Origin of the sequence: Croceibacterium atlanticum, from assembly GCF_001008165.2 — a bacterium.
Lineage (GTDB): Bacteria > Pseudomonadota > Alphaproteobacteria > Sphingomonadales > Sphingomonadaceae > Croceibacterium_C > Croceibacterium_C atlanticum.
In genome coordinates this window covers 3,151,603-3,172,009 of the sequence record NZ_CP011452.2, presented here as the reverse complement: position 1 = coordinate 3,172,009, position 20,407 = coordinate 3,151,603, and the positions used below count along the sequence as shown (strand labels likewise).

The 20,407-nt window shown below is 62.3% G+C and carries 20 protein-coding genes and 1 riboswitch; of the genes, 11 read left to right on the top strand and 9 right to left on the bottom strand.

The features are described from left to right. Positions 1-19: 19 nt before the first annotated feature. A complete protein-coding gene (locus WYH_RS14955) occupies positions 20-232 on the bottom strand; it encodes a cold-shock protein (protein ID WP_046904461.1) in 213 nt (70 codons plus the stop codon). A 248-nt stretch (positions 233-480) separates the two neighbouring features. Between WYH_RS14955 and WYH_RS14950 the strand changes: the two genes are divergently transcribed. Together WYH_RS14950 and WYH_RS14945 are read left to right on the top strand one after the other, a co-directional pair. Further along, entirely contained in the window at positions 481-876 is a 396-nt protein-coding gene (locus tag WYH_RS14950; RefSeq protein ID WP_328700721.1) for a zinc ribbon domain-containing protein YjdM, read from the top strand. 249 nt (positions 877-1,125) lie between these two features. Next, positions 1,126-1,593 (top strand): YaiI/YqxD family protein, encoded by a 468-nt coding sequence (locus tag WYH_RS14945; RefSeq protein ID WP_046904459.1) that lies wholly within the window; start codon positions 1,126-1,128, stop codon positions 1,591-1,593. A gap of 31 nt (positions 1,594-1,624) precedes the next feature. Here WYH_RS14945 and WYH_RS14940 read toward each other — a convergent pair whose 3' ends face one another. The 3 genes from WYH_RS14940 to thiC form a co-directional block, all read right to left on the bottom strand. Further along, positions 1,625-2,110, bottom strand: coding sequence for an anthrone oxygenase family protein (locus WYH_RS14940; RefSeq protein ID WP_218917148.1), 486 nt, complete (start codon positions 2,108-2,110; stop codon positions 1,625-1,627). A gap of 116 nt (positions 2,111-2,226) precedes the next feature. Next, positions 2,227-2,634, bottom strand: coding sequence for a nuclear transport factor 2 family protein (locus WYH_RS14935; protein ID WP_169780803.1), 408 nt, complete (start codon positions 2,632-2,634; stop codon positions 2,227-2,229). A 90-nt stretch (positions 2,635-2,724) separates the two neighbouring features. After that, positions 2,725-4,569, bottom strand: a complete 1,845-nt coding sequence (gene thiC, locus WYH_RS14930) for a phosphomethylpyrimidine synthase ThiC (RefSeq protein WP_046904458.1) — start codon at positions 4,567-4,569, stop codon at positions 2,725-2,727. A gap of 42 nt (positions 4,570-4,611) precedes the next feature. Further along, positions 4,612-4,721: riboswitch (TPP riboswitch) on the bottom strand. Positions 4,722-4,844: 123 nt separating this feature from the next. On the opposite strand from thiC, the gene WYH_RS14925 reads away from it, so the two are divergent. From WYH_RS14925 to WYH_RS14915, 3 genes are all read left to right on the top strand, one after another. Continuing rightward, positions 4,845-5,246 (top strand): DUF6152 family protein, encoded by a 402-nt coding sequence (locus WYH_RS14925; RefSeq protein WP_046904457.1) that lies wholly within the window; start codon positions 4,845-4,847, stop codon positions 5,244-5,246. A gap of 236 nt (positions 5,247-5,482) precedes the next feature. Next, positions 5,483-6,850 (top strand): dGTP triphosphohydrolase, encoded by a 1,368-nt coding sequence (dgt, locus tag WYH_RS14920; protein ID WP_046904456.1) that lies wholly within the window; start codon positions 5,483-5,485, stop codon positions 6,848-6,850. Between the two features lie 347 nt (positions 6,851-7,197). After that, on the top strand, positions 7,198-7,860 hold the full coding sequence (locus WYH_RS14915; protein WP_235979555.1) for an SOS response-associated peptidase family protein: 663 nt from the start codon (positions 7,198-7,200) through the stop codon (positions 7,858-7,860). A gap of 6 nt (positions 7,861-7,866) precedes the next feature. Here the strand turns inward: WYH_RS14915 and WYH_RS14910 are convergent, their stop codons facing one another. Continuing rightward, positions 7,867-8,268 carry a hypothetical protein gene (locus WYH_RS14910; RefSeq protein ID WP_046904455.1) on the bottom strand — a complete coding sequence of 134 codons (402 nt, stop codon included), beginning with the start codon at positions 8,266-8,268 and terminating at the stop codon, positions 7,867-7,869. A 52-nt stretch (positions 8,269-8,320) separates the two neighbouring features. Beyond that, the gene (locus tag WYH_RS14905) at positions 8,321-8,923 is read right to left on the bottom strand and encodes a hypothetical protein (protein ID WP_046904454.1); all 603 of its coding nucleotides are present in this window, start codon (positions 8,921-8,923) and stop codon (positions 8,321-8,323) included. Between the two features lie 135 nt (positions 8,924-9,058). Here WYH_RS14905 and WYH_RS14900 point away from each other — a divergent pair, with 135 nt between their 5' ends. After that, positions 9,059-11,089, top strand: a complete 2,031-nt coding sequence (locus tag WYH_RS14900; protein ID WP_046905241.1) for a S9 family peptidase — start codon at positions 9,059-9,061, stop codon at positions 11,087-11,089. 88 nt (positions 11,090-11,177) lie between these two features. Here the strand turns inward: WYH_RS14900 and WYH_RS14895 are convergent, their stop codons facing one another. Continuing rightward, entirely contained in the window at positions 11,178-12,032 is an 855-nt protein-coding gene (locus tag WYH_RS14895; RefSeq protein WP_082348023.1) for a MipA/OmpV family protein, read from the bottom strand. Between the two features lie 72 nt (positions 12,033-12,104). Next, positions 12,105-12,692 carry a DUF2585 domain-containing protein gene (locus WYH_RS14890; RefSeq protein ID WP_046905239.1) on the bottom strand — a complete coding sequence of 196 codons (588 nt, stop codon included), beginning with the start codon at positions 12,690-12,692 and terminating at the stop codon, positions 12,105-12,107. Positions 12,693-12,773: 81 nt separating this feature from the next. Between WYH_RS14890 and crtY the strand changes: the two genes are divergently transcribed. Genes crtY through WYH_RS14865 form a run of 5 tightly spaced genes read left to right on the top strand, consistent with a single transcriptional unit; the run spans position 12,774 to position 19,057 of the window. Beyond that, complete coding sequence (gene crtY, locus WYH_RS14885; protein ID WP_046904453.1) at positions 12,774-13,955, top strand: lycopene beta-cyclase CrtY; 1,182 nt, start codon at positions 12,774-12,776, stop codon at positions 13,953-13,955. Further along, complete coding sequence (locus tag WYH_RS14880; protein WP_235979553.1) at positions 13,952-15,457, top strand: phytoene desaturase; 1,506 nt, start codon at positions 13,952-13,954, stop codon at positions 15,455-15,457. The genes crtY and WYH_RS14880 overlap by 4 nt, the downstream gene beginning before the upstream one ends. Beyond that, positions 15,454-16,035, top strand: coding sequence for an LOG family protein (locus WYH_RS14875; protein ID WP_046904452.1), 582 nt, complete (start codon positions 15,454-15,456; stop codon positions 16,033-16,035). Before WYH_RS14880 ends, WYH_RS14875 begins: the two co-directional genes overlap by 4 nt. Before the next feature lie 7 nt (positions 16,036-16,042). Then, entirely contained in the window at positions 16,043-17,104 is a 1,062-nt protein-coding gene (locus WYH_RS14870; protein ID WP_046904451.1) for a phytoene/squalene synthase family protein, read from the top strand. A gap of 48 nt (positions 17,105-17,152) precedes the next feature. Continuing rightward, positions 17,153-19,057, top strand: a complete 1,905-nt coding sequence (locus tag WYH_RS14865) for an acetyl/propionyl/methylcrotonyl-CoA carboxylase subunit alpha (protein WP_046904450.1) — start codon at positions 17,153-17,155, stop codon at positions 19,055-19,057. Positions 19,058-19,153: 96 nt separating this feature from the next. Here WYH_RS14865 and WYH_RS14860 read toward each other — a convergent pair whose 3' ends face one another. After that, positions 19,154-20,404, bottom strand: coding sequence for a multidrug effflux MFS transporter (locus WYH_RS14860; protein WP_046904449.1), 1,251 nt, complete (start codon positions 20,402-20,404; stop codon positions 19,154-19,156). Between the last annotated feature and the right edge of the window lie 3 nt (positions 20,405-20,407).

Genomic DNA, 20,407 nt, shown 5'->3' with positions numbered 1-20,407 from the left:
GGAAGGGCACTCGGAAAAATCAGTCAGCAGCGGACAGGTTGACCGCGCTTTCCTTGCCATTGCGGCCCATTTCGACCTCGTAATTGAGGCGCTGGTCGCGATCGAGCGTCTGCATGCCCGCAGCCTGAACGGCGGTGATGTGCACGAAGCTGTCGGAAGAGCCATCATCGGGCTGGATGAAGCCATAACCCTTGTCGGCGTTGAAGAATTTGACGGTGCCAGTCTTGGCCATGAAATATTCCTTTCAGGAAACGAGATTGCCGCGCCGCAAGATACGGAACGGCGGCCCTTAATAGTTACAGCCCGATCGCGGGCACGATCGGGAGGCGATAGGTCGTCCGATGAAAGGAAAACGTCGTCTGGTTTACGCCGGGGCTGCATCCATCAAAGGATCAGCAAGCGGCGAGTCTCAAATTTCGATTCCGTCGCAAATTTCGACGTCAGCAGCGATTATGTAGCACGGGCTGCGGCATTTAGCGAATGATTATGTTCCCCATTCCCGCCTGCCCCCTTCCCCTTGCCGAATACGCCTGCCATTGCCCCCATAAACAGCAGGAGAAAGCCCGCATGGCCGGGGATGATGAAGAGTATGTCTATGACGAAGCGAGCGGCGAATGGATGCCCGCTTCCGAACTGGCGGCCAGGCAGGCCGCGGAAGATCAGGTCGAAGTGCGCGACGCGGTGGGCAATTTGCTGGCCGATGGCGATCAGGTGACGCTGATCAAGGATCTGACGGTCAAGGGTGCCGGGCAGACGCTGAAACAGGGCACGCTGATAAAGAGCATCCGCCTGACCGGCGACCCGCAGGAAATCGACTGCAAATATCCGGGCATCAAGGGTCTCGTCCTGCGCGCCGAATTCGTGAAGAAGCGCTGACCGCCCCTCGAGTAGCGGAGCGGTAGGGTAGATAAGAACCCTTCAAGTAGCGGAGCGGGAGAGCCGCGCAAAATCCCTCTCCCGCTCAGCCTGAGCCTGTCGAAGGCCCCGCGCTGATCCTGAGCCCCTCGCTCATCCTGAGCTTATCGAAGGCCCCGCGCTCATCCTGAGCCTGTCGAAGGATGGAGGAAGGGACGGATAGCCTCCGCCAAAGAGACAAGCCATCTCCATTCGGCTAGGCCCCGCCCCATGCCGAACCAAGCGCCCGAACCCGCCACCATCCTGGTCGATGCCGATGCCTGCCCGGTGAAGGAGGAGATCTACCGCGTCGCCACGCGCCACAAGGCGCAAGTGCGCGTGGTCAGCAATTCCCCCTTCCGCATCCCCGACAATCCGCGCGTGCGCCGGGTGGTGGTGGATGACGGGTTCGATGCGGCGGATAACTGGATCGCGGAAAATGCCGGGCCGCGCAGCGTGGTGATAACGGGCGACATATTGCTGGCCGAACGCTGCCTGAAAGCGGGCGCCCAGGTCCTCGCCCATAATGGCAAGTCCTTCGACGCCGCCAGCATCGGCACCGCCATAGCCACCCGCGCCATCATGGCCGACCTGCGCGCAGGCATGGACGGAGTGGGCGGCGGCCCACCGCCTTTCAGCAAGGCGGACCGGTCACGGTTTCTACAGGCGCTGGACCGGGTTTTGGTGGGTTTGGGGTGACAATAGAAAGCTTCGGAACAATTCCAAAACCCTACCCCCGCTCCATCACCGCCATAACCAGCAGCGCGAGCGACAGCACGCAGGCCACGCTGCGCACATGGTTCCAGGCCATCCACCTTTTCATATAGCGGCGCCACATCGCCTCGCCCTCCGGCCCGGCGGGGTCGGTGGCTTCCAGCGCGTTGTTCAGCGGGACGTTGCGCGTGGCCGTCACCACGAACATGCCCAGCACATAGGCCGCGCCGCCCGCCGCCATCTGCCATGATCCGGGCAGGTTCCAATACACCACGCCCGCCACCACCAGAGCCGCGCAGGCCAGGCTGCTGACGAAGAACAACGGCAGGAAGGGGGAGACGAGGATCACCCGGTTGATCGTCTGCATGGCGACCATGCCCGCGGGCCGATCCAGCCGGTCCAGCGATTGCATCAGGAAGGTGGAAAAGGTGAAATAGACCCCCGCCATGATGCCCACGGCCAGAACCGCGAACCACAATATGGCGCCAAGCACGATCTGCACGGGACTTCCCCCCCTCCGGTTACGACGAGACCCATATTAGGGCACAGCCGCCCGCCGGAAAGGGGGGAGCAGACTTATCTGCGCAGGACGATCAAGCTGAAGAGAGCCGTGACTTGCTATCCCGCGCCCAAAACCGCGTCGGCCAGTTTGGTATCCATGAATTCGCGCACTTCGACGATCTGCCCTTCAGCCATGCGGAAGACGAAGCAATATTGGTTGGCATATGTCCGGCCATCCCTGGTCTGCGCGTCTCCGCGCGCCAGCACCACCACGTGATCCCCATCGGCCAGCACGAGTTCGGGGATGTTGCGATAAGGGCCGGTGAATTTGGCGAATAGCGGGCCGATCAGTTCCCGCTCCACATTGGCGAGGCCGCTGGCTTGTTTGGACCAGGCGCTGGTGCCCATCACGCGCCAGGTGATGTCCTGTGCGAACAGGGGCAGGAATTGCGATGGATCGCCATGCTCCAACGCCGCGAAGGCGCCGGTCAGTGCGGCGCGATTGGCTTCGGTCCGGTCGGTCACCTCCGTCTCCCCCATGCTGCCTGCGGCAATGGCAGGAAGCTATGATGGGGGAGCGGAAATGGCCAGACAGAGATGGCCGGAACGGGCCGCCTATTCCTTGGCCGGGACGTAGAGATCGCCGGCTTCGCGGTATTTTTCGGCCATCTGTTCCATGCCTGCTTCCGCATCTTCCGCGGCGACAAACCCTTCCACGCCCTGGTTCTGCTTCGCGGCGAAATCGCGCACTTCCTGGGAAATTTTCATCGAGCAGAATTTCGGCCCGCACATGCTGCAGAAATGCGCCGTCTTGGCGCCTTCGGCCGGCAGGGTCTGGTCGTGATATTGTTCCGCCGTGTCGGGATCGAGGCTGAGATTGAACTGGTCACGCCAGCGGAATTCAAACCGCGCCTTGGACAATGCATCGTCCCGCACCTGCGCGGCCGGGTGCCCCTTGGCCAGATCCGCCGCATGGGCGGCCAGCTTGTAGGTGACGACGCCGACCTTCACATCGTCCCGGTCCGGCAGGCCCAGATGTTCCTTGGGCGTGACGTAACAGAGCATGGCCGTGCCGTACCAGCCGATCTGCGCCGCGCCGATGCCGCTGGTGATATGGTCATATCCCGGCGCGATATCGGTGACGAGCGGCCCGAGCGTGTAGAAGGGCGCTTCGCCGCAGGCTTCCAGTTGCTTGTCCATGTTTTCCTTGATCTTGTGCATCGGGACATGGCCCGGCCCTTCGATCATCACCTGCACATCCTGTTCCCAGGCGCGCTTGGTCAATTCGCCCAGCGTGTAGAGTTCGGCGAACTGCGCTTCGTCATTGGCATCGGCGATGCTGCCAGGCCGCAACCCGTCGCCCAGCGAATAGGCGATGTCATAGGCCTTCATGATCTCGGTGATCTCGTCGAAATGTTCGTAAAGGAAGCTCTCCTTGTGATGCGCGAGGCACCATTTCGCCATGATCGAACCGCCCCGGCTGACAATGCCGGTCACCCGTTTTGCCGCCAGCGGGACATAGGGCAGGCGCACCCCGGCATGGATGGTGAAATAATCCACGCCCTGTTCCGCCTGTTCGATCAGCGTATCGCGGAAGACTTCCCAGCTCAGATCCTCGGCCACGCCGCCGACCTTTTCCAGCGCCTGGTAAATCGGCACCGTCCCGATCGGCACCGGGCTGTTGCGGATGATCCATTCGCGCGTGTCATGAATGTTGCGGCCGGTGGAAAGGTCCATCACCGTGTCCGCGCCCCAGCGGATGGACCAGACCATCTTGTCCACCTCGCTCGCCACGTCCGACGCCACGGCGGAATTGCCGATATTGGCATTGATCTTGACCAGGAAATTGCGGCCGATCGCCATCGGCTCCGCCTCCGGGTGGTTGACGTTGCTGGGGATGATCGCCCGGCCCCGCGCCACTTCGTCCCGCACGAATTCCGGCGTCACGTAATCGGGGATCTGCGCGCCCCAATCCTGCCCTTCGCGCTTGTATTCGGCGAGGCGGGCACGGCCGAGATTTTCCCGTTCCGCCACATATTCCATTTCCGGCGTGATGATGCCGCGCCGCGCGTAATGCATCTGGGAAAGGTTGGCGCCCGGCTTCGCGCGCAGTACCTTCTTCGCCACATTGGGGAAGGCAGGCACGCCGCCGCTGCGATCCGGGCCGAGTTGGCCGTTATCTTCCGGCTTTACTTCGCGCGCGGAATATTCCTCCACGTCCCCGCGTTCGAGCTGCCACTGGCGGCGCAATTGCGGCAGGCCGGCGGCGATATCGATGGTCGCTTCGGGATCGGTATAGGGGCCGGACGTATCATAGACGCGCACGGGCGGATCGCCGCTGGTCGGCTCCAGATCGATCTCCCGCATGGCGACGCGATATTTGCCGACATGGATCTTGCGGCTGCCACGGATCGGGCCGGTGGTAACGCCGATTTCGAGATGCGAGTTGATGTCGGCCATGCGAATGCTCTCCGTATTATCGGAGCGAGGCCACGGAATTCAGGCGAAGACCGCTTCCCTCCCTCCGCCGGTCTTAACCGGATCAGGTTCAGCGGGTCGACGGCTCGTGCCGCCCTCTCAAGCGCCGTCACAGCGCTCCCCCGGGGATGCGGTGCAGACTAGGCGTTCCGCCCGGCCCACGCAAGCGCATCGCGGCACGGCCCCGGCGGCTGGGTGCGGACAGGATGTTCCGGTTCTGCTATATTCGCGGATCGGAGGGGACGAGGAGAGTCGACATGACCCGATCTGCCCGAATATTCGCCATTGCCGCCGCGCTGGCCCTGCCCGCAACCGCCGCCGCCCATCACGGCTGGGGCTGGACGGAAAACGAGGAAAGCCGCCTGTCCGGCACGATTGAATCCATCAGCTTCGGCAATCCGCATATGCATCTGCAATTGCGGTCAGACGTTGCCGGGTGGAGCGAAGGCGCATTGTGGGAGGTGGACCTGTCCCCGCCCATTGTTGCCCGCCGTTCCGGCTTCGGCCCGGATGCCGCCAAGGTGGGTGACAAGGCCGTGCTGACCGGCCACCGCGCCCGCGACAAGGACGTGCTGGGCTTCAAGGCCGAAACGATCACCGTCAATGGCAGGACTTACGACGTCTATCCGCAACGCGAGAAGTCGCTGAGTGCTGATTGAGGGGAGAATTCCGCGGACGGCAATTCCTGCATGAATTCCGAGATTCCGTAGACATCCAATTCAGTGTCAAGGTCCGCAGGCTTAGACTTGTAGTAGCCTTGATGCAGTAATATGGATCGGTCGCCAGAAAGGTACGCCCCTGTAAAATTTCAACGCCATAACTACTTGGCCAGATCGGTTGCGAGTGAATATGCATTCGACTGGCGGCGGGTTCATACGGATAGGATGCATCTCGGATGGAATGGAGCAAACTTCTTAAGCTCAATCGGCTGAATGATACAGATTATATTCAACAGAAACACCGCCCCGCCTACGCACAAGATATCGATCGCATTCTTTTTTCTCCGCCGTTCCGTCGGTTAGCGAACAAGACCCAAGTGCACCCGCTTTACGACAATGATCACATTCATCATCGCCTGATACATAGCCTCGAGGTTGCGAGCGTCGGACGTTCGCTCGGTATCGAGGTCGGGGCATGGCTTGAAGAGCGCGGCGAAATTCAAGCAGATCAAGTAGAGGTGATCGCCGGCCTCGTGCAAACTGCGTGTATGGCGCACGATATTGGCAATCCGCCTTTCGGCCATTCCGGCGAAACCGCGATCGCATCTTGGTTTCGAACGAAATTTGCCGATCAACGTGGCTTACTCGCCGATATTGATGACCGCCAGCGTCCTGAATTTGAAGAGTTCGAAGGCAATGCTCAAGGCTTTCGAATACTCGCTCGAACCGAGATGTATCGGGACGATGGTGGCATGCGGCTGACACTCGGGTCGCTTGGAGCTTTCACCAAATATCCGGTGTCGGCGTTCGTAAAGGCCCATTCCGGCGACATATTGATCGATGAGCATCCCTATATCGGCGTCAAAAAATATGGCGTGTTCGAAAATGATGTTGCTGTTTTCTCGGCGATTGCTGGAGAATTGGGCTTGCCTTCTCACGAGGTGCGCGGATCCAAACTTGAGTTGCTAGGGCACTGGTGGGCGCGGCATCCGCTCGCCTACCTCATGGAGGCAGCGGACGACATATGTTACAACGTGATGGATTTGGAAGACGCCTATCTCAGTGGCGATCTAGAAGCCGATTTCGTTATCGAGCTGCTCGAGGGGCTAATTTCGAGCTCTAACAAAGCTTATCCTGAACAGAGCAAGGCGGAGACGGTTTCCCGCCACCGGGCGTTGGCGATCCGCGGTGCCATCAAGTCTTGCGTTGAGGCCTTTAAGGAGAATTACAAGGCCATCATGGCCGGATCCTTCCCAATATCTCTCGTCGACGCCGCATCTGTGAAAGATTCCTTCAAAGAGATCAAGAGCGTCGCGAAGAACCGCATCTTCGAGGCCCGTCGCAAGACTGAGCTTGAAGTGTACGGTCGTAACATCGTCTACAAAGTTCTTGATGGCCTCCTGCCGCTGTTCGATGACCTTGGAAGAGTTGATTGGAACACGGACAGAGTCAGCGACTACCACCGCAATGTCATCCGCGCGCTTCGGATTCCGACCGCCTCTCTTAAAACCCCCTACGACGCCGTCCACGGCCTGACCGACTTCGTGTCGGGCATGACGGACCGCTACGCAGTTAAGGTCGCCGACATGATCGGAGCGCGATAGCGTCGCAGCCTAGCCTGCCTCTTTATCCGTTCATTCTGGCTAGCGCGGGAACGGCGACAACGGGCGTACTGCTGCCGTCAATCCATCGGTGGGCCAAATGCTACGCTATGTCAGCTTACTTCGGTTCGCACAGCCATCACTCTGTCCTACAGCATCTTCCCGGACGTAAGAGCACGCCGCTCTTTCTTACTGTCCGGCCTTGCTCGAAATGCCTCGTGCGCGCGAGGTGGGGAATTGTCCTTCGGGACTGTGTTCCAACTGTTCCAAGCTGTAGGGTTTGGCCGGAGTTCTCGGTCTGACAAGCCTGGATAGCGGCCCAGGATAGGCCCACCCCCAAAACGCCCCCCTTGCTCCGGCCCGCGACCCGCGCGATGGCGGGGGCGGTGACCATGCTTTATCGTCTCGATGCGGATGCCGCCGCTATTGCCCGGCAGTTCGGGGTGCGATTGGGGCAGGATCCGTGGCGGGGCGGGCATGTCGCCCCCGGTGCCTTTGCGCCGGTGATTACAGCGGGGCGTGAATTCATTGCCGGGCCCCGGCCTGCCAAGGGGGAGCGGCGGATGGTGCCGCGCCTGTGGGGTGTCCCGCCCCCGCCCGCCGCAGGCAATGCCACGCGCGGCGTCACCAGTGTCCGCAATGTGGACAGCCCGTTCTGGGTCGGCAATCTGCGCAATAGCGAGTTTCGCTGCCTGGTTCCGGCCACTGCCTTCATGGAATGGGGCAGCGGCACGGATCATGAAGGGCGCCGCATCCGCCACTGGTATGCCCCGGCGGACCAGCGCATCTTCGCCTTTGCCGGTGTGTGGAAGGACAGCGAAGTGCCCAGCTTCGCCCTGCTGACCTGCAAGCCCAATGCCGTGCTGCGCGGATCGGGCCGGGATGCCATGCCGGTGATCCTGCCCGCCGATGCGCGCGCGCAGCATGTGTGGCTGCATGGCAGCTGGAAACAGGCGGCGGATCTGATCGCGCCCTATTCATCCTCCCTCATGCTAGAACGGCGGGAGGAATGACCTGCTTCAGGCAATACGGCTGAGGGCGATCATCACCAGCACTGCGCCCAATGCGGTGGAGACCCAGGCCCAGAATTCACCCTTCACGCCCACGATCCGGCGGGCCAGCGCCATGAAACGATCCCCCACGGCGATCAGCGCGCCGCCTTCGGCCGCGATCAGCCCGCCCATGATGGTGACGACCATGGCCAGCGGATCGTCAAGATTCCACGGGTTGGAGAGATAGATCGCCGCGCCGAGCGACAGGCAGACCACGCCGGTGACGAAGCGCAGGGCCGGGCTGTGTTCCAGTTCCGACAGTATATCGAGATAGAGGCCGTTCACGCGCAATTCGCCCGCGCCGCCGGCCAGCGCATAAAGGCCGATGAAAAAGGCGATCCACGCCGGGATGTCCATATTCGCGGCCATGGCCACATTCTCCGCTCAGCTTGGCGCCCCCTAGGCCGAGCGGGCGCGAAGATCAAAGCCCCTTGCGGCCGAAGCCCCCGGCGCGGCGGACAAAGGGCGCGCGGGCGGGTTCCGGCGCGGCGGGCGGCGCATCGGCTTTCGCGCCCGGTGTCTGGACCTGTTCGGGGCGGGAAGGCTCGCCGCCATCCACTGCCGCCTGCACAGGGCCGAAAGCGGCGATTGCGGCTGGCAGCCCTTTCCCGTTCATCACCTGCTCCGCCACCTGTTCGACTTGCCCATTGTCGAGCCAGGGGCCGCCTTCGAAACGGCACTGGCTGCCTTCCCGGTCCGCCTGGCACAGGGCAAGCGCGGTCACGGCCAGCATGCGTTCCGCCAGATCGCGATCCTCCGTGGTCGGATGATGCAGCGCCAGCGTGAACACGTGATGCGATCGCTCCGCCGCGGCCGGCCAGCCCGGTTCCAGCGTCATGGTCACGATCATGCCGGCGGATCGCCCCATGATCAGCTGGCTGCGGCGAAAGGGCACGGCGCAATCGGCGCTGCCATCGTCATCTTCCCCGCAAGTCCAGACATACAAGGGCAAGGCGGCGGAAAGCGCCCTGCGCAATGCCCCCGCCGGCAGTTCTATTTCCTTGCCAAAGGCAAGATCAGCCATGCCGTTTCCCGATTTCACGGAACCGATGCTATCCCCCAATCTTGAACATCCGGTAAGCGCGGCGAGCGAGCGGATTGCACAGATTGGCACCCTTGCTATGGTTTCGCCGCAAACCAGTTGGAGGAAACGATCCGCATGGCTGCCCTGGGCAAAGCTCTAATCATCCTGGCGCTTGCCGCGCCCACCCCTCTCCTCGCCCGGACCATGACGCCGGAAGACGTGGTGCGGTTGCAGGCCGTTGGCGCGATAGAGATTTCGCGCGACGGATCGCACATCGCCTATACACGGTCCCACCGCCCGGATGTGACGAAGGGGGAAAAGGACGGCGGATCGCGCCAGCAGCTTTATCTGGCCAGCGGCCCGGACAATGCCCGCGCCTGGCTGCCGGAGGATATGAGCGTTTCGGGCGTCGGCTTTTCGCCCGACAGTTCCATGGTCAGCTTCCTGTGGAAGAAGGACGATGAAAAGCGCGCCGTCTGGGGCATCCCGGTGGATGGCGGCGCATGGCGCAAGCTGGCCGAAGTGGGCGATGCCGATATCCGCTCCTACGCCTGGGCGCCGGACGGATCGACGATCTATCTGCTGGCCGGGGCCGCGCCTGACGAAACGCGCGACAAGGAAAAGAAAGCCGGCTTCGATTCCATCGTTTACGAAGAAGAATTCAGGTTCAACCGCCTGTTCGCTGCGCGGATCGGGGCGGAAGTGGATGCCGACCCGGCGGAAATCACCGTCCCCGGCCATGTCAGCGCGATGAAGGTTTCGCCCGACGGCAACTGGGCGATGATCGAAACCGCGCCCACCCCGCTGGTGGATGACAGCTATACTTCCAAACGCGTGGCGATACTGGATCTTGCCAGCGGCGAAGTGCTGCGGACGGTGGAAACGCCGGGCAAGATCGGCGATGTCGAAATTTCGCCCGACGGCAGCAAGCTTTCCATGATCGCCGCGGTGGACAGGAACGATCCCGCGCCGACCACGCTCTATTTCGTGGATGTGGCGACGGGTGAATATCGCGCGCTGAACGAAGGCGAACCCGAAGCGGCGGTGGATACGGAATGGATGGCCGATGGCCGGCTGGCCGCGGTGATCCATGTCGGCGCGCAAAGCGTGCTGCGTTTCTACAACGATAGCGGCAACATGATCGAGAATGTGGATCCGGGCGATCTCATCCTCTCTTCTCTGGAACAGGGCGGCAACCGGCTGATCGTGCGCGCCGATGCGCCCACCCACCCCGGCGAATTGTTCCTCTATGCCGGATATGGCGAGTTCGATCGGTGGACCAATTCCAATCCGTGGCTGGCCGATATCGAATTCGGCACCCAGCGCACCATGATCTATACCGCGCGTGACGGGCAGGCGGTGGAAGGCATTTTGATCGAGCCGGTCGGCACACCGCCGCTGGAAGGATCGCCCACCATCATGATGGTGCATGGCGGGCCGGAAGCGCATTATTCCAATGGCTGGCTGACCGCCTATTCCATGCCGGGGCAAGTCGCGGCGGGACAGGGCTATGCCGTGTTCCACCCGAATTATCGCGGCTCCACCGCTTACGGCACGGCATTTTCAAAACAGCATCAGGGCAATTACACCGATCCCGAATTCACCGATATCGTGGATGGCAAGAACGCGCTGGTGGACATGCTGATCACCGATCCGGCGCGGGTAGGCATAACCGGCGGATCCTATGGCGGATATGCCACCGGCTGGAGCGCCACTGCCCTGACCGAAGAATATGCGGCGGGGGTAATGTTCGTCGGCATTTCGGACCAGATCTCCAAATTCGGCAAGACCGACATTCCGGAAGAAATGTATCTGGTCCATTCCACCAAATGGCCGTGGGAAGACTGGATGGGGATGCTGGAAGTCAGCCCGATCTACCATGCGGGCAAGGCGGACACGCCGCTGCTGATCATGCATGGCACGGATGATCCCCGCGTTCCGCCAGACCAGAGCTATGAACTCTATCGCTTCATCAAATTGCAGACCGATACGCCGGTGCGGCTGGTGCTTTATCCCGGCGAAGGGCACGGCAATTCCGGCACGGCCGCGCGCTATGACTATAATGTCCGCATGATGCGCTGGTTCGACACCTATCTGAAAACCGGCAATCGCGACGCGGAAATGCCCCCGCCCCGCCCCGCATTGGAAAGCGGCGGGGAGGACTGATTGCAGGGCCTGATGCGGGACTGATTGCGGGGGCCGCCGCTATCCGGCGGCCTCCGCCTTCGCGCCCGGATGCACGGAAGGGGCGCTTCTAGAAAGTATAGCCGATGCCCAGCGCGCCCATCCACTGGTCCGCACTGCCGCGAATACTGGTGATCGGGCTGTCCTTGGCATCGCCAAGCATCCGCGAATAGCTGCCGATCCCGACAAGCGAAAAGCCGCCATTCTGCAGGTCGCCATCCAGATCCACGGCCAGCAGCAATGTCGCCCCGGCCCTGGTGAAACCCTTATCCGCCTGAAAGGCGGGCAATCCGCTGGCCGCCTCCTGCGCGGGCGTGATCGAGTAATAATAATCGGCAAAATCATCATCCGCATATTCGGCGGAGAAAGACAGCGATCCGGCCATGCCGCGGCTGAAAGGCGTGAAATAGGAAATCGTGGGATTCAACGTCATCCCGTCATGCGCGCCGGCCACATCCCACAGCGCATCGCCGCTGATCGTCAGGCTGTCATAGGGATTGAGCAGTTGGGAAAAACTGATGCCCGCGCTCGGCCCGAACTCGATGGCGGTATCCAGTTCGCCCAGGCTCTTCACCACTTCATCTTCGATCTGGCGCGCACGGTTCATGCGCACCCGTCCCGCTACGCCAAGGTCGAAGCCGACCGTGCCATCGCCGTCCTGGATGAAATCCAGCGCCAGCCCGGCTGCGCGCGGATTGATATCGACGCCGCGGAATGAACCTTGCAGGATCGGCGCTGGCGAGACCACATAATCGTCCGATCCGTCATAGCTTGGGCCATAGGCCGCGCCGATACCGATACTCAGATAATCGCCGTCAAAGGCGCTTTCGCCGCCCTCGCCCCCGGCTCCGCCAACGCTCTGGCCATGGGCCGGCGCGGCGGCCAGCAGGACTGCGCCGCCCATTGCGGCTACGATATTTTTCATGCGGTACCCCGTGTTTCCATTTATTGCTGAACTAATGGTCGGAAGGGGAGTTCCCCCCTCCCACGGCCCATCTCAGCCCATCGCCTGCCACTGGCGCACGGCCTCCAGCGGCCAGACCAGCATCAGCACGTTCAGCGCCAGATTGTCCCGGATCATCCAGGCAGTGAATAATTCCAGTGCGATGCCGGTGGCCAGGCTGGCCTTCCACGGCAATTTCGCCGCATATAGGAAGCCTGCTGCCATCCAACCGATATCGGCGGCGGAATTGACGATACTGTCACCCACATAGCCCCAGCTGATCGTAACTTCGCGATAGCGGTCGATTATCATGGGCGTGTTCTCCAGCACTTCCCATGCTGCCTCCACCAACACCGCGATCGGCATGGCCCAGCGCGCGGGCCTGCCGCCGAACAGGCGCCAGCGGCTCCACAGCAGCCATGAAGCGAAATACATGATCAACCCGTGGGTGAAGTGGCTGGGCGAATACCAATCGGTAATATGCTGGCTGTTGCCCGCCGATTGCACCGTGCCGTGCCACAGCGCCACATGGCCGCAAGTGCAGATGGGCGGCCTGCCCATGGCGAACAGCACCGCCACCGCCCCCAGGAAAATGGCCAGCGTGGCAATCAGGGCGGATCGGTGCGGCAGAAGTCGCGTCATATAAGTCATTGTCTTGCCGACATCCGGCAACAGCGCAAGCATGGCATTGCGCCGCGCCCATCAACCGCTAGAGCGGAATGCATGAACGGGCGCGACTGCGACATTGCCATTGCGGGTGGCGGGCTGGCCGGGGGGCTGATTGCCCTGGCGCTGGCGCGCCTGCGCCCGGATGTTTCGGTAAGGCTGCTGGAAGCCGGCACCGTGCCGGGCGGCAACCACCGCTGGAGCTGGTTCGCCAGCGACCTTTCCCCGGCCGCGCGCGATCTGATGAACCCGTTCCGCAAATCGCGCTGGGAAGGCGGATATGACGTTCGATTCCCCGCGCATGAACGGCATCTGGCAACGTCCTATCGTTCGCTGACCTCGCTCGATTTCGCCTATGCGCTGCAACGTGAACTGGCGCCGGGAACGCTGCGGGTGAATGCCGTTGTCGCCACTCTCGATGCGGGCGGCGTCACACTGGAAAGCGGGGTACGGATCACGGCCCGCACGGTGATAGATTGCCGGGGGTTCACGCCGACCGCGCATCTTTCGGGCGGGTGGCAAGTGTTCATGGGCCGCCACCTGCGAATGGCGGAAATGCACGGCGTCCACCGTCCAATCATCATGGATGCCCGCGTCGCGCAGCATGGCGGCTATCGCTTCCTCTATGTCCTGCCCACCGGCACGAACGAACTGTTCCTGGAAGATACCTATTACCAGGATGGCCCGCTGCTGGACCGGGGGGCGCTTTCCGCCCGGCTCGATGAATATGCCAGGGCCCATGGCTGGGTGGGGGAAACGATCTCTTCCGAAACCGGGGTGCTGCCAGTCATTACCGGGGGCGATTTCGGGGCATGGCAGGCCAGCCAGCGTGTTCCCGGCGTCGGCATGGCGGGGGCGAAGGGAGGTTTCGTCCATCCGTTGACCAGCTATACGCTGCCTTTTGCAGCACAGACTGCCCTCGCCATCGTGGCCGGGGCAGACCTTCCCGGAGAAGAGATGAGCGCGATGCTGGAAGATCGTGCCCGCGCCCACTGGCGGGCGACACGTTTCTATCGCCAGCTTGGCGGCATGTTGTTCGGCGCCGCCAAGCCCGAGGAAAGATACCGCGTGTTCCAGCGATTCTATCGTCTGCCGGAACCGCTGATTGAAAGATTCTATGCCGCCCGCTCCACAAGGGCGGACCGGATGCGCATTTTATGCGGGAAACCACCCGTGCCGATTGCCGGGGCGCTGCGCGCCCTCGCCACGTCGCGCCCCGCCCTGCAGGAGCCAGCATGATGAATGACAAGGGATCGACCGGAAAGCGGGCCTGCGTGATCGGGTCCGGCTTTGGCGGGCTGGCGCTGGCCATCCGCCTGCAATCGGCGGGCGTGGCAACCACCATTGTCGAAGCGCGCGACAAGCCCGGCGGCCGCGCCTATTTCTGGGAAAGGGACGGCTTCACATTCGATGCCGGGCCCACGGTGATCACCGATCCCGATTGCCTGAAGGAATTGTGGCAATTGACCGGCCACGACATCGCCGAAGATGTCGAACTGATGCCGGTCTTCCCCTTCTATCGCCTGAACTGGCCGGACGGCACGAATTTCGATTATTCGAATGACGAACGGGATCTGCGCAACCAGATCGCCAAGCTCGATCCCGGCGATATCGCCGGATACGAAGCCTTCCTCAACTATTCCGCCGCCGTTTTCGAAGAAGGCTATGTGAAGCTGGGCACGGTCCCCTTCCTTGACTTCAAGAGCATGATCAAGGCGGCCCCGGCGCTGGCCAAGCAGCAGGCCTGGCGTTCCGTCTATGGCATGGTCAGCAAATATGTCCGCAACGAGAAGCTGCGCGAAGCGCTGAGTTTCCATACCTTGCTGGTCGGCGGCAATCCGATGACCACCAGTTCGATCTATGCCCTGATCCACAAGCTGGAAAAGGATGGCGGCGTGTGGTGGGCGCGTGGCGGAACCAACCGGCTGGTGGCGGGCATGGTGCGCCATTTTGAAAGGCTGGGCGGCACCATCCGGCTGGCCGATCCGGCGGTGAAGGTCCACACGCTGGGCAACCGCGCGACCGAGGTGGAAACCGCCAGCGGCTGGCGCATGGCATTCGATGCAGTCGCCAGCAATGGCGACATCGTGCACACCTATCGCGAATTGCTGGGCCAGACGCAGCGCGGCAGCACTTATGGCCGCAAGCTGACGCAGAAGAAATTCAGCCCCTCCCTGTTCGTCGTCCATTTCGGGATCGAGGGGAACTGGCCGGGCATCCCCCATCACATGATCCTGTTCGGCCCGCGCTATAAGGGCCTGCTGGACGATATTTACGTCAATGGCGTGCTGCCGCAGGATTTCTCGATCTATCTCCACCACCCGACGGTGACGGATCCATCCATGGCGCCGGAAGGCAAGAGCACCTTCTATGCGCTGGTCCCGGTGGCCCATATGGGCAAGCTGGCGGTGGATTGGAAAACACTCGGCCCCGTGCTGGAAAAGCGGGTGCTGGACGAAGTCGGCCGGCGGCTGATCCCCGATATTCACGACCGGGTGCTGACCAGTTTCCATTACACACCGCGCGATTTCGCGCATGATCTGGGCGCCCATCTGGGCAGCGCCTTCAGCCTGGAGCCGGTGCTGACGCAAAGCGCCTTCTTCCGCGGGCATAATCGTGACGATGTGTTCAGAAATTTCTACCTGGTCGGTGCGGGCACCCATCCCGGCGCCGGCATTCCCGGCGTGGTCGGCAGTGCCAAGGCCACGGCCGGATTGATGCTTGAGGATATGAATCAGTGAAGCGTATCGCCATTTATTGCGGATCGGCCACTCCCGGCGATCCACGCTATATGGAACTGGCCTATATGGTCGGGGAAACACTGGCGCGGCGCGGCATCGGCGTGGTCTATGGCGGCGGCAGGCTGGGCCTGATGGGCGCCGTGGCCAAGGGCGCGCTGGAAAGCGGCGGCGAAGTGATAGGCATCATCCCCGAAGCGCTGGTGGGCGGTGAAGTGGCCAATACCGACTGCACCGAACTGCATGTCGTCAAGAACATGCACCAGCGCAAACAGGCCTTTACCGATCTTTCGGACGGGTTCCTCACCATCCCCGGCGGCGTGGGGACGATGGACGAATTGTGGGAAGCGGTCAGCTGGGCCCAGCTTGGCTATCATTCCAAGCCGGTCGGCCTGCTGAACGCCTTCGGCTTTTACGACAAGCTGATCGAATTCAATCGCCACATGGCTGAAGTCGGCTTCGTGCGCGAGGCGCATCGCGGGATCATCATCGACGATCAGGCGTTGGGCCCGTTACTGGAAAAGATGGCCGAATACGTGCCCCATCGGACGATTTTCGAAATGAAGGCGGAGGATCTGTAACAGGGCAATGCCGCGACCGCGCCTTTTGGCACCCTCCCGAATCCTGCGATCCACGCCCCGCCAGATTGGCGGCGGTCGATCGCGTGAGGCACTGGTCCGCCGGGCGCGGGAATCGATCGAAAAGGGCAGCAAGAGCTTTGCCATGGCCAGCCGGTTGTTCGATCGGCACACGCGTGAAAAGGCGTGGCTGCTCTATGCCTGGTGCCGCCGGTGTGACGATATTGCCGACGGGCAGGATCATGGCGGCGAACTGAAGCTGGACGAAGCGGACGCCAAAGACCGGATAGAGGCGATCCGCGTCCTTACCCGCCGCGCGCTGGATGGCCAGCCGACCGCCGAACTCGCCTTCGATGCGCTGGGCCAGGTGGCGATGGAAGCCGGGCTGACCCAGGACATGACCGACGACGTGATCGAAGGTTTCGCCCTGGATGCCGCCGGCTGGCGCCCGCGCAGCGAACTGGACATGATGCGCTATTGCTATCACGTGGCCGGCGCGGTGGGCGTGATGATGGCGCAGGTGATGGGCGTTCCGGCGGATGACCAGGACACGCTGGACCGGGCCTGCGATCTCGGCCTTGCCTTCCAGCTCAACAATATCGCCCGCGATGTGTGGGAAGACGATGCCGCCGGCCGTTGCTACCTGCCGATGGAATGGCTGGTGGAAGCGGATATTCCCCCCGGCCAGCACATGAAACCGCAATATCGCGGCAAATTGGTGGAACTGGTCGCCCGCATGGTCGGCATGGCCGAACAGCATGAAGCGGCCGCCCGTCTGGGCGCGGCACGGCTCGGCTTTCGCCAGCGCTGGGCGATCCTGTCCGCCGCCAATATCTATGGCGCGATCGGGCGCGAAGTGCGCGCACGGGGCGCCGCCGCGTGGGACCATCGCGTGCATATTTCAAAAACGGCCAAGCTGCGCCATGTCGCCCGCGCCTTCCGCGAAGCGCTGCGCAAACCGCCCGAGCCGGAACAGATGCCGCGCTGGACGCGGGGCGAAATACTCGTCGCCGTGCGCATGGCAGGCCCCGTTGCACCAATCCCGATGACGCCCCTGCCCGATGATTTCTGAGCGAAGGCAGCCTTTGCCTTTCCACTCTTCTCGGCTAACCAGTTGCACATGATACGATCTCTGCTCATCGCCAATCGCGGCGAGATCGCCTGCCGCATCATCCGCACTGCGCGGGCGATGGGGATCCGCACGATTGCGGTCTATTCCGATGCCGATGCCACGGCGCTGCATGTTAGGCAGGCGGATGAGGCCGTGCATATCGGCCCCTCCCCCGCGGCTGAAAGCTATCTCGTGGGCGAACGGATCGTGGCCGCCGCGAAACAGACCGGAGCGGAAGCGATCCATCCGGGATATGGCTTCCTGTCGGAAAATGCGGATTTCGCGCAGAGCGTGCTGGATTCCGGGCTGATCTGGGTCGGCCCGAGGCCGGAAAGCATCCGGGCGATGGGGCTGAAGGATGCCGCGAAGAAGCTGATGGAAGATGCCGGCGTGCCGGTGACGCCCGGCTATCTGGGCGAAGACCAATCACCCGAAACCCTGCGCGCCGAAGCGGACCGGATCGGCTATCCAGTGCTGATAAAGGCCGTGGCCGGCGGCGGCGGCAAGGGCATGCGCAAGGTCGATAATGCGCAGCAATTCCTTGAAATGCTTCAATCCTGCCAGCGTGAAGCGAAGGCCAGTTTCGGCAATATGCAGGTCCTGCTGGAAAAGTGGATCACCAGCCCGCGCCATATCGAAGTGCAGATCTTCGGGGACAGCCACGGCAATGTGCTGCACCTGTTCGAACGCGATTGTTCGCTGCAACGCCGCCACCAGAAAGTGATCGAGGAAGCCCCCGCCCCCGGCATGGACGAGGCCACGCGAGAGGCGATCTGTGCTGCTGCCGTGCGTGCAGCAAAGGCGGTCGATTATGTCGGTGCCGGGACGGTGGAATTCATTGCCGATGCCAGCGACGGGCTGGATGCGGAACGCATCTTCTTCATGGAGATGAACACCCGCCTTCAGGTCGAACATCCGGTGACCGAGGAAATCACCGGCGTCGATCTGGTCGAATGGCAATTGCGCGTCGCCAGCGGGGAGGAACTGCCCAGGAAGCAGGAAGAGCTTTCGATCAATGGCCACGCCATCGAGGCGCGGCTTTATGCGGAAGACCCGGCGAAGGGGTTTCTGCCGAGCACGGGGCGGCTGGATATCCTGCAACTTCCGCACGGCGCGCGCGTCGAAACGGGTGTGGCAGAGGGAAGCGAGATATCGCCTTTCTATGACCCGATGATCGCCAAGATTGTCGTTCACCGCCATGACCGCGCAGAAGCTGTAGAGGCGATGGAAACCGCCTGCCGCACGGTCGCGGCCTGGCCGGTGAAGAATAATGCATGGTTTCTGGCCCGTCTCATGCGGATGCCCGAATATGATGCGGGCACGATGACCACCGGTTCGATCAACGATCACATCGACGCTCTGACCGCAGCCCCGGCCCCGTCCGGCGGCATGATCGCTGCAGCGGCCGAAGCCGCCTTCTTCGATCACGTGGCATGGGAGAATAGCTCGCGGGAAACCGGCCTGATGGGATTCCGGCTGAACGCGCCGCGCCGGGCCGCGGCGTCACTGACCGTCGAGGGCGAACGCGTGGACGCCTGCATCGATATCGATCTCGCGCAGGAATGGCGTGACGAACGGATTGGCCGCGAGGATTTCGGCAACGGCATCTTTGCAGAGGACGGAGCCACATTCGCCCTTCCGGCCTTTCGCGCCGATGGCGGCGGCGCTGCCTCCGCCCATGATGGAGATATCCTCGCCCCCATGCCCGGCAAGGTCATTGCTGTGGACGTGGCCGAGGGCGACATGGTCGAGGCCGGGCAGCGGCTGATGGTGCTGGAAGCGATGAAGATGGAACATGCGCTGACCGCACCCTTTTCCGGGACGGTGGCGGAACTTGCCGCCAGCGAAGGTGCACAGGTTCAGGTCGAAGCGCTGCTGGCGAGGATAGAATCAGCGGAGAAGGTGGAGAACTAACCCCTCCCCTCCTCTCTCCGATCTGGATTGTTTCACTACGCTCGCAACTACGAATGCCGGAAACTCAGCCGCCCGGAAACAAGTCAAACGGATCGTTCATTCCGCTTCCTGCCGGACCGGGCCGTTCAGGCGGCGGAACAGCCGGCCCTTTTCGCTGAACAGGACCAGCGCCAGCGCCAGGACGCTGCAAATCAGCAGGGCGAAGGCGAAGGGGCGTGCCGTGCCGTCATAGGCCTGGCCAATGACAAGCCCGACAACCGCCGCACCGAACATGCGGAAGAAGCTCTGGATCGAACTGGCGGCCCCGGCGATATGGGCGAAAGGCTGCATCGCGATGGAACCGAAATTCGCGCCCAGAAAGCCGAGCAGGCCCAGATTCGCCGCCATCAGCGGCAGGAACCAGGCCAGTTCCCCGGGATGCGCATAGGATGCCCAGACCTGCACCATGCTGACCAGCATGAACAGCAAGACCCCGGCATGCGAAACCCGCCTTGCGCCGAATGTTTCGACAATCCGGGAGTTCACGATGTTGGAAAGGACCATCATCGCCGCCGTCGCGCCGAACACAACCGGGAACCACGTGCCAGCCCCGAAATGTTCCCCGATAAGCTGCTGCGCGCTGTTCACGTAACCGAACACGGCACCGATCAGCAGGCTGGTGCCCAGCACATAGCCGACAGCGGCACGGTTGAAGAACGCGGCGCCCATATTGCGCAGGATGATCGGCACGTTGATTTCATGGCGATATTCGGGATGCAGCGTTTCCGGCAAGCGCAGCCACAGCCACAAGGCACCGATTGCGGAAACGCCCGCCAGCGACAGGAATATCCAGCGCCAGCCGGCAATCAACAACACGCCCTGCCCGATACTGGGCGCGACAACGGGCACGACGATAAACACCGCGCCCACCAGGCTCATCAACCGGGCCATGGCATCGCCTTCGAACTGATCGCGAATGATTGCGTAGGGGACGACCATCAGCCCGGCAGCGGAAAAGCCCTGCAAGGCGCGGATCACCAGCAATGCTTCAAAGGAATGGACCAGCGCCACGGCAATCGAACAGGCGGCAAAGGCCGCCAGAGTGCCCAGCAATACCGGCCGCCGGCCGTAACGGTCAGCCAGCGATCCGGGGAACAATGTTCCCACGCCATTGGCCAGCAGAAATACAGCGACCACCAATTGCCGCTGATTACCGTTCGCCGCGCCAAGTTCCCGCGCCATTTCATCGAGAGCGGGCAACATGCCGTCAATCGCCATCGCGCTGAGACTCATCATCAGCGCGATCAGACAGACAAGCTCTCTTCTGCCGATCATCGGCATTTCATGGGGGGCAATCCTGGTAGCCATGCG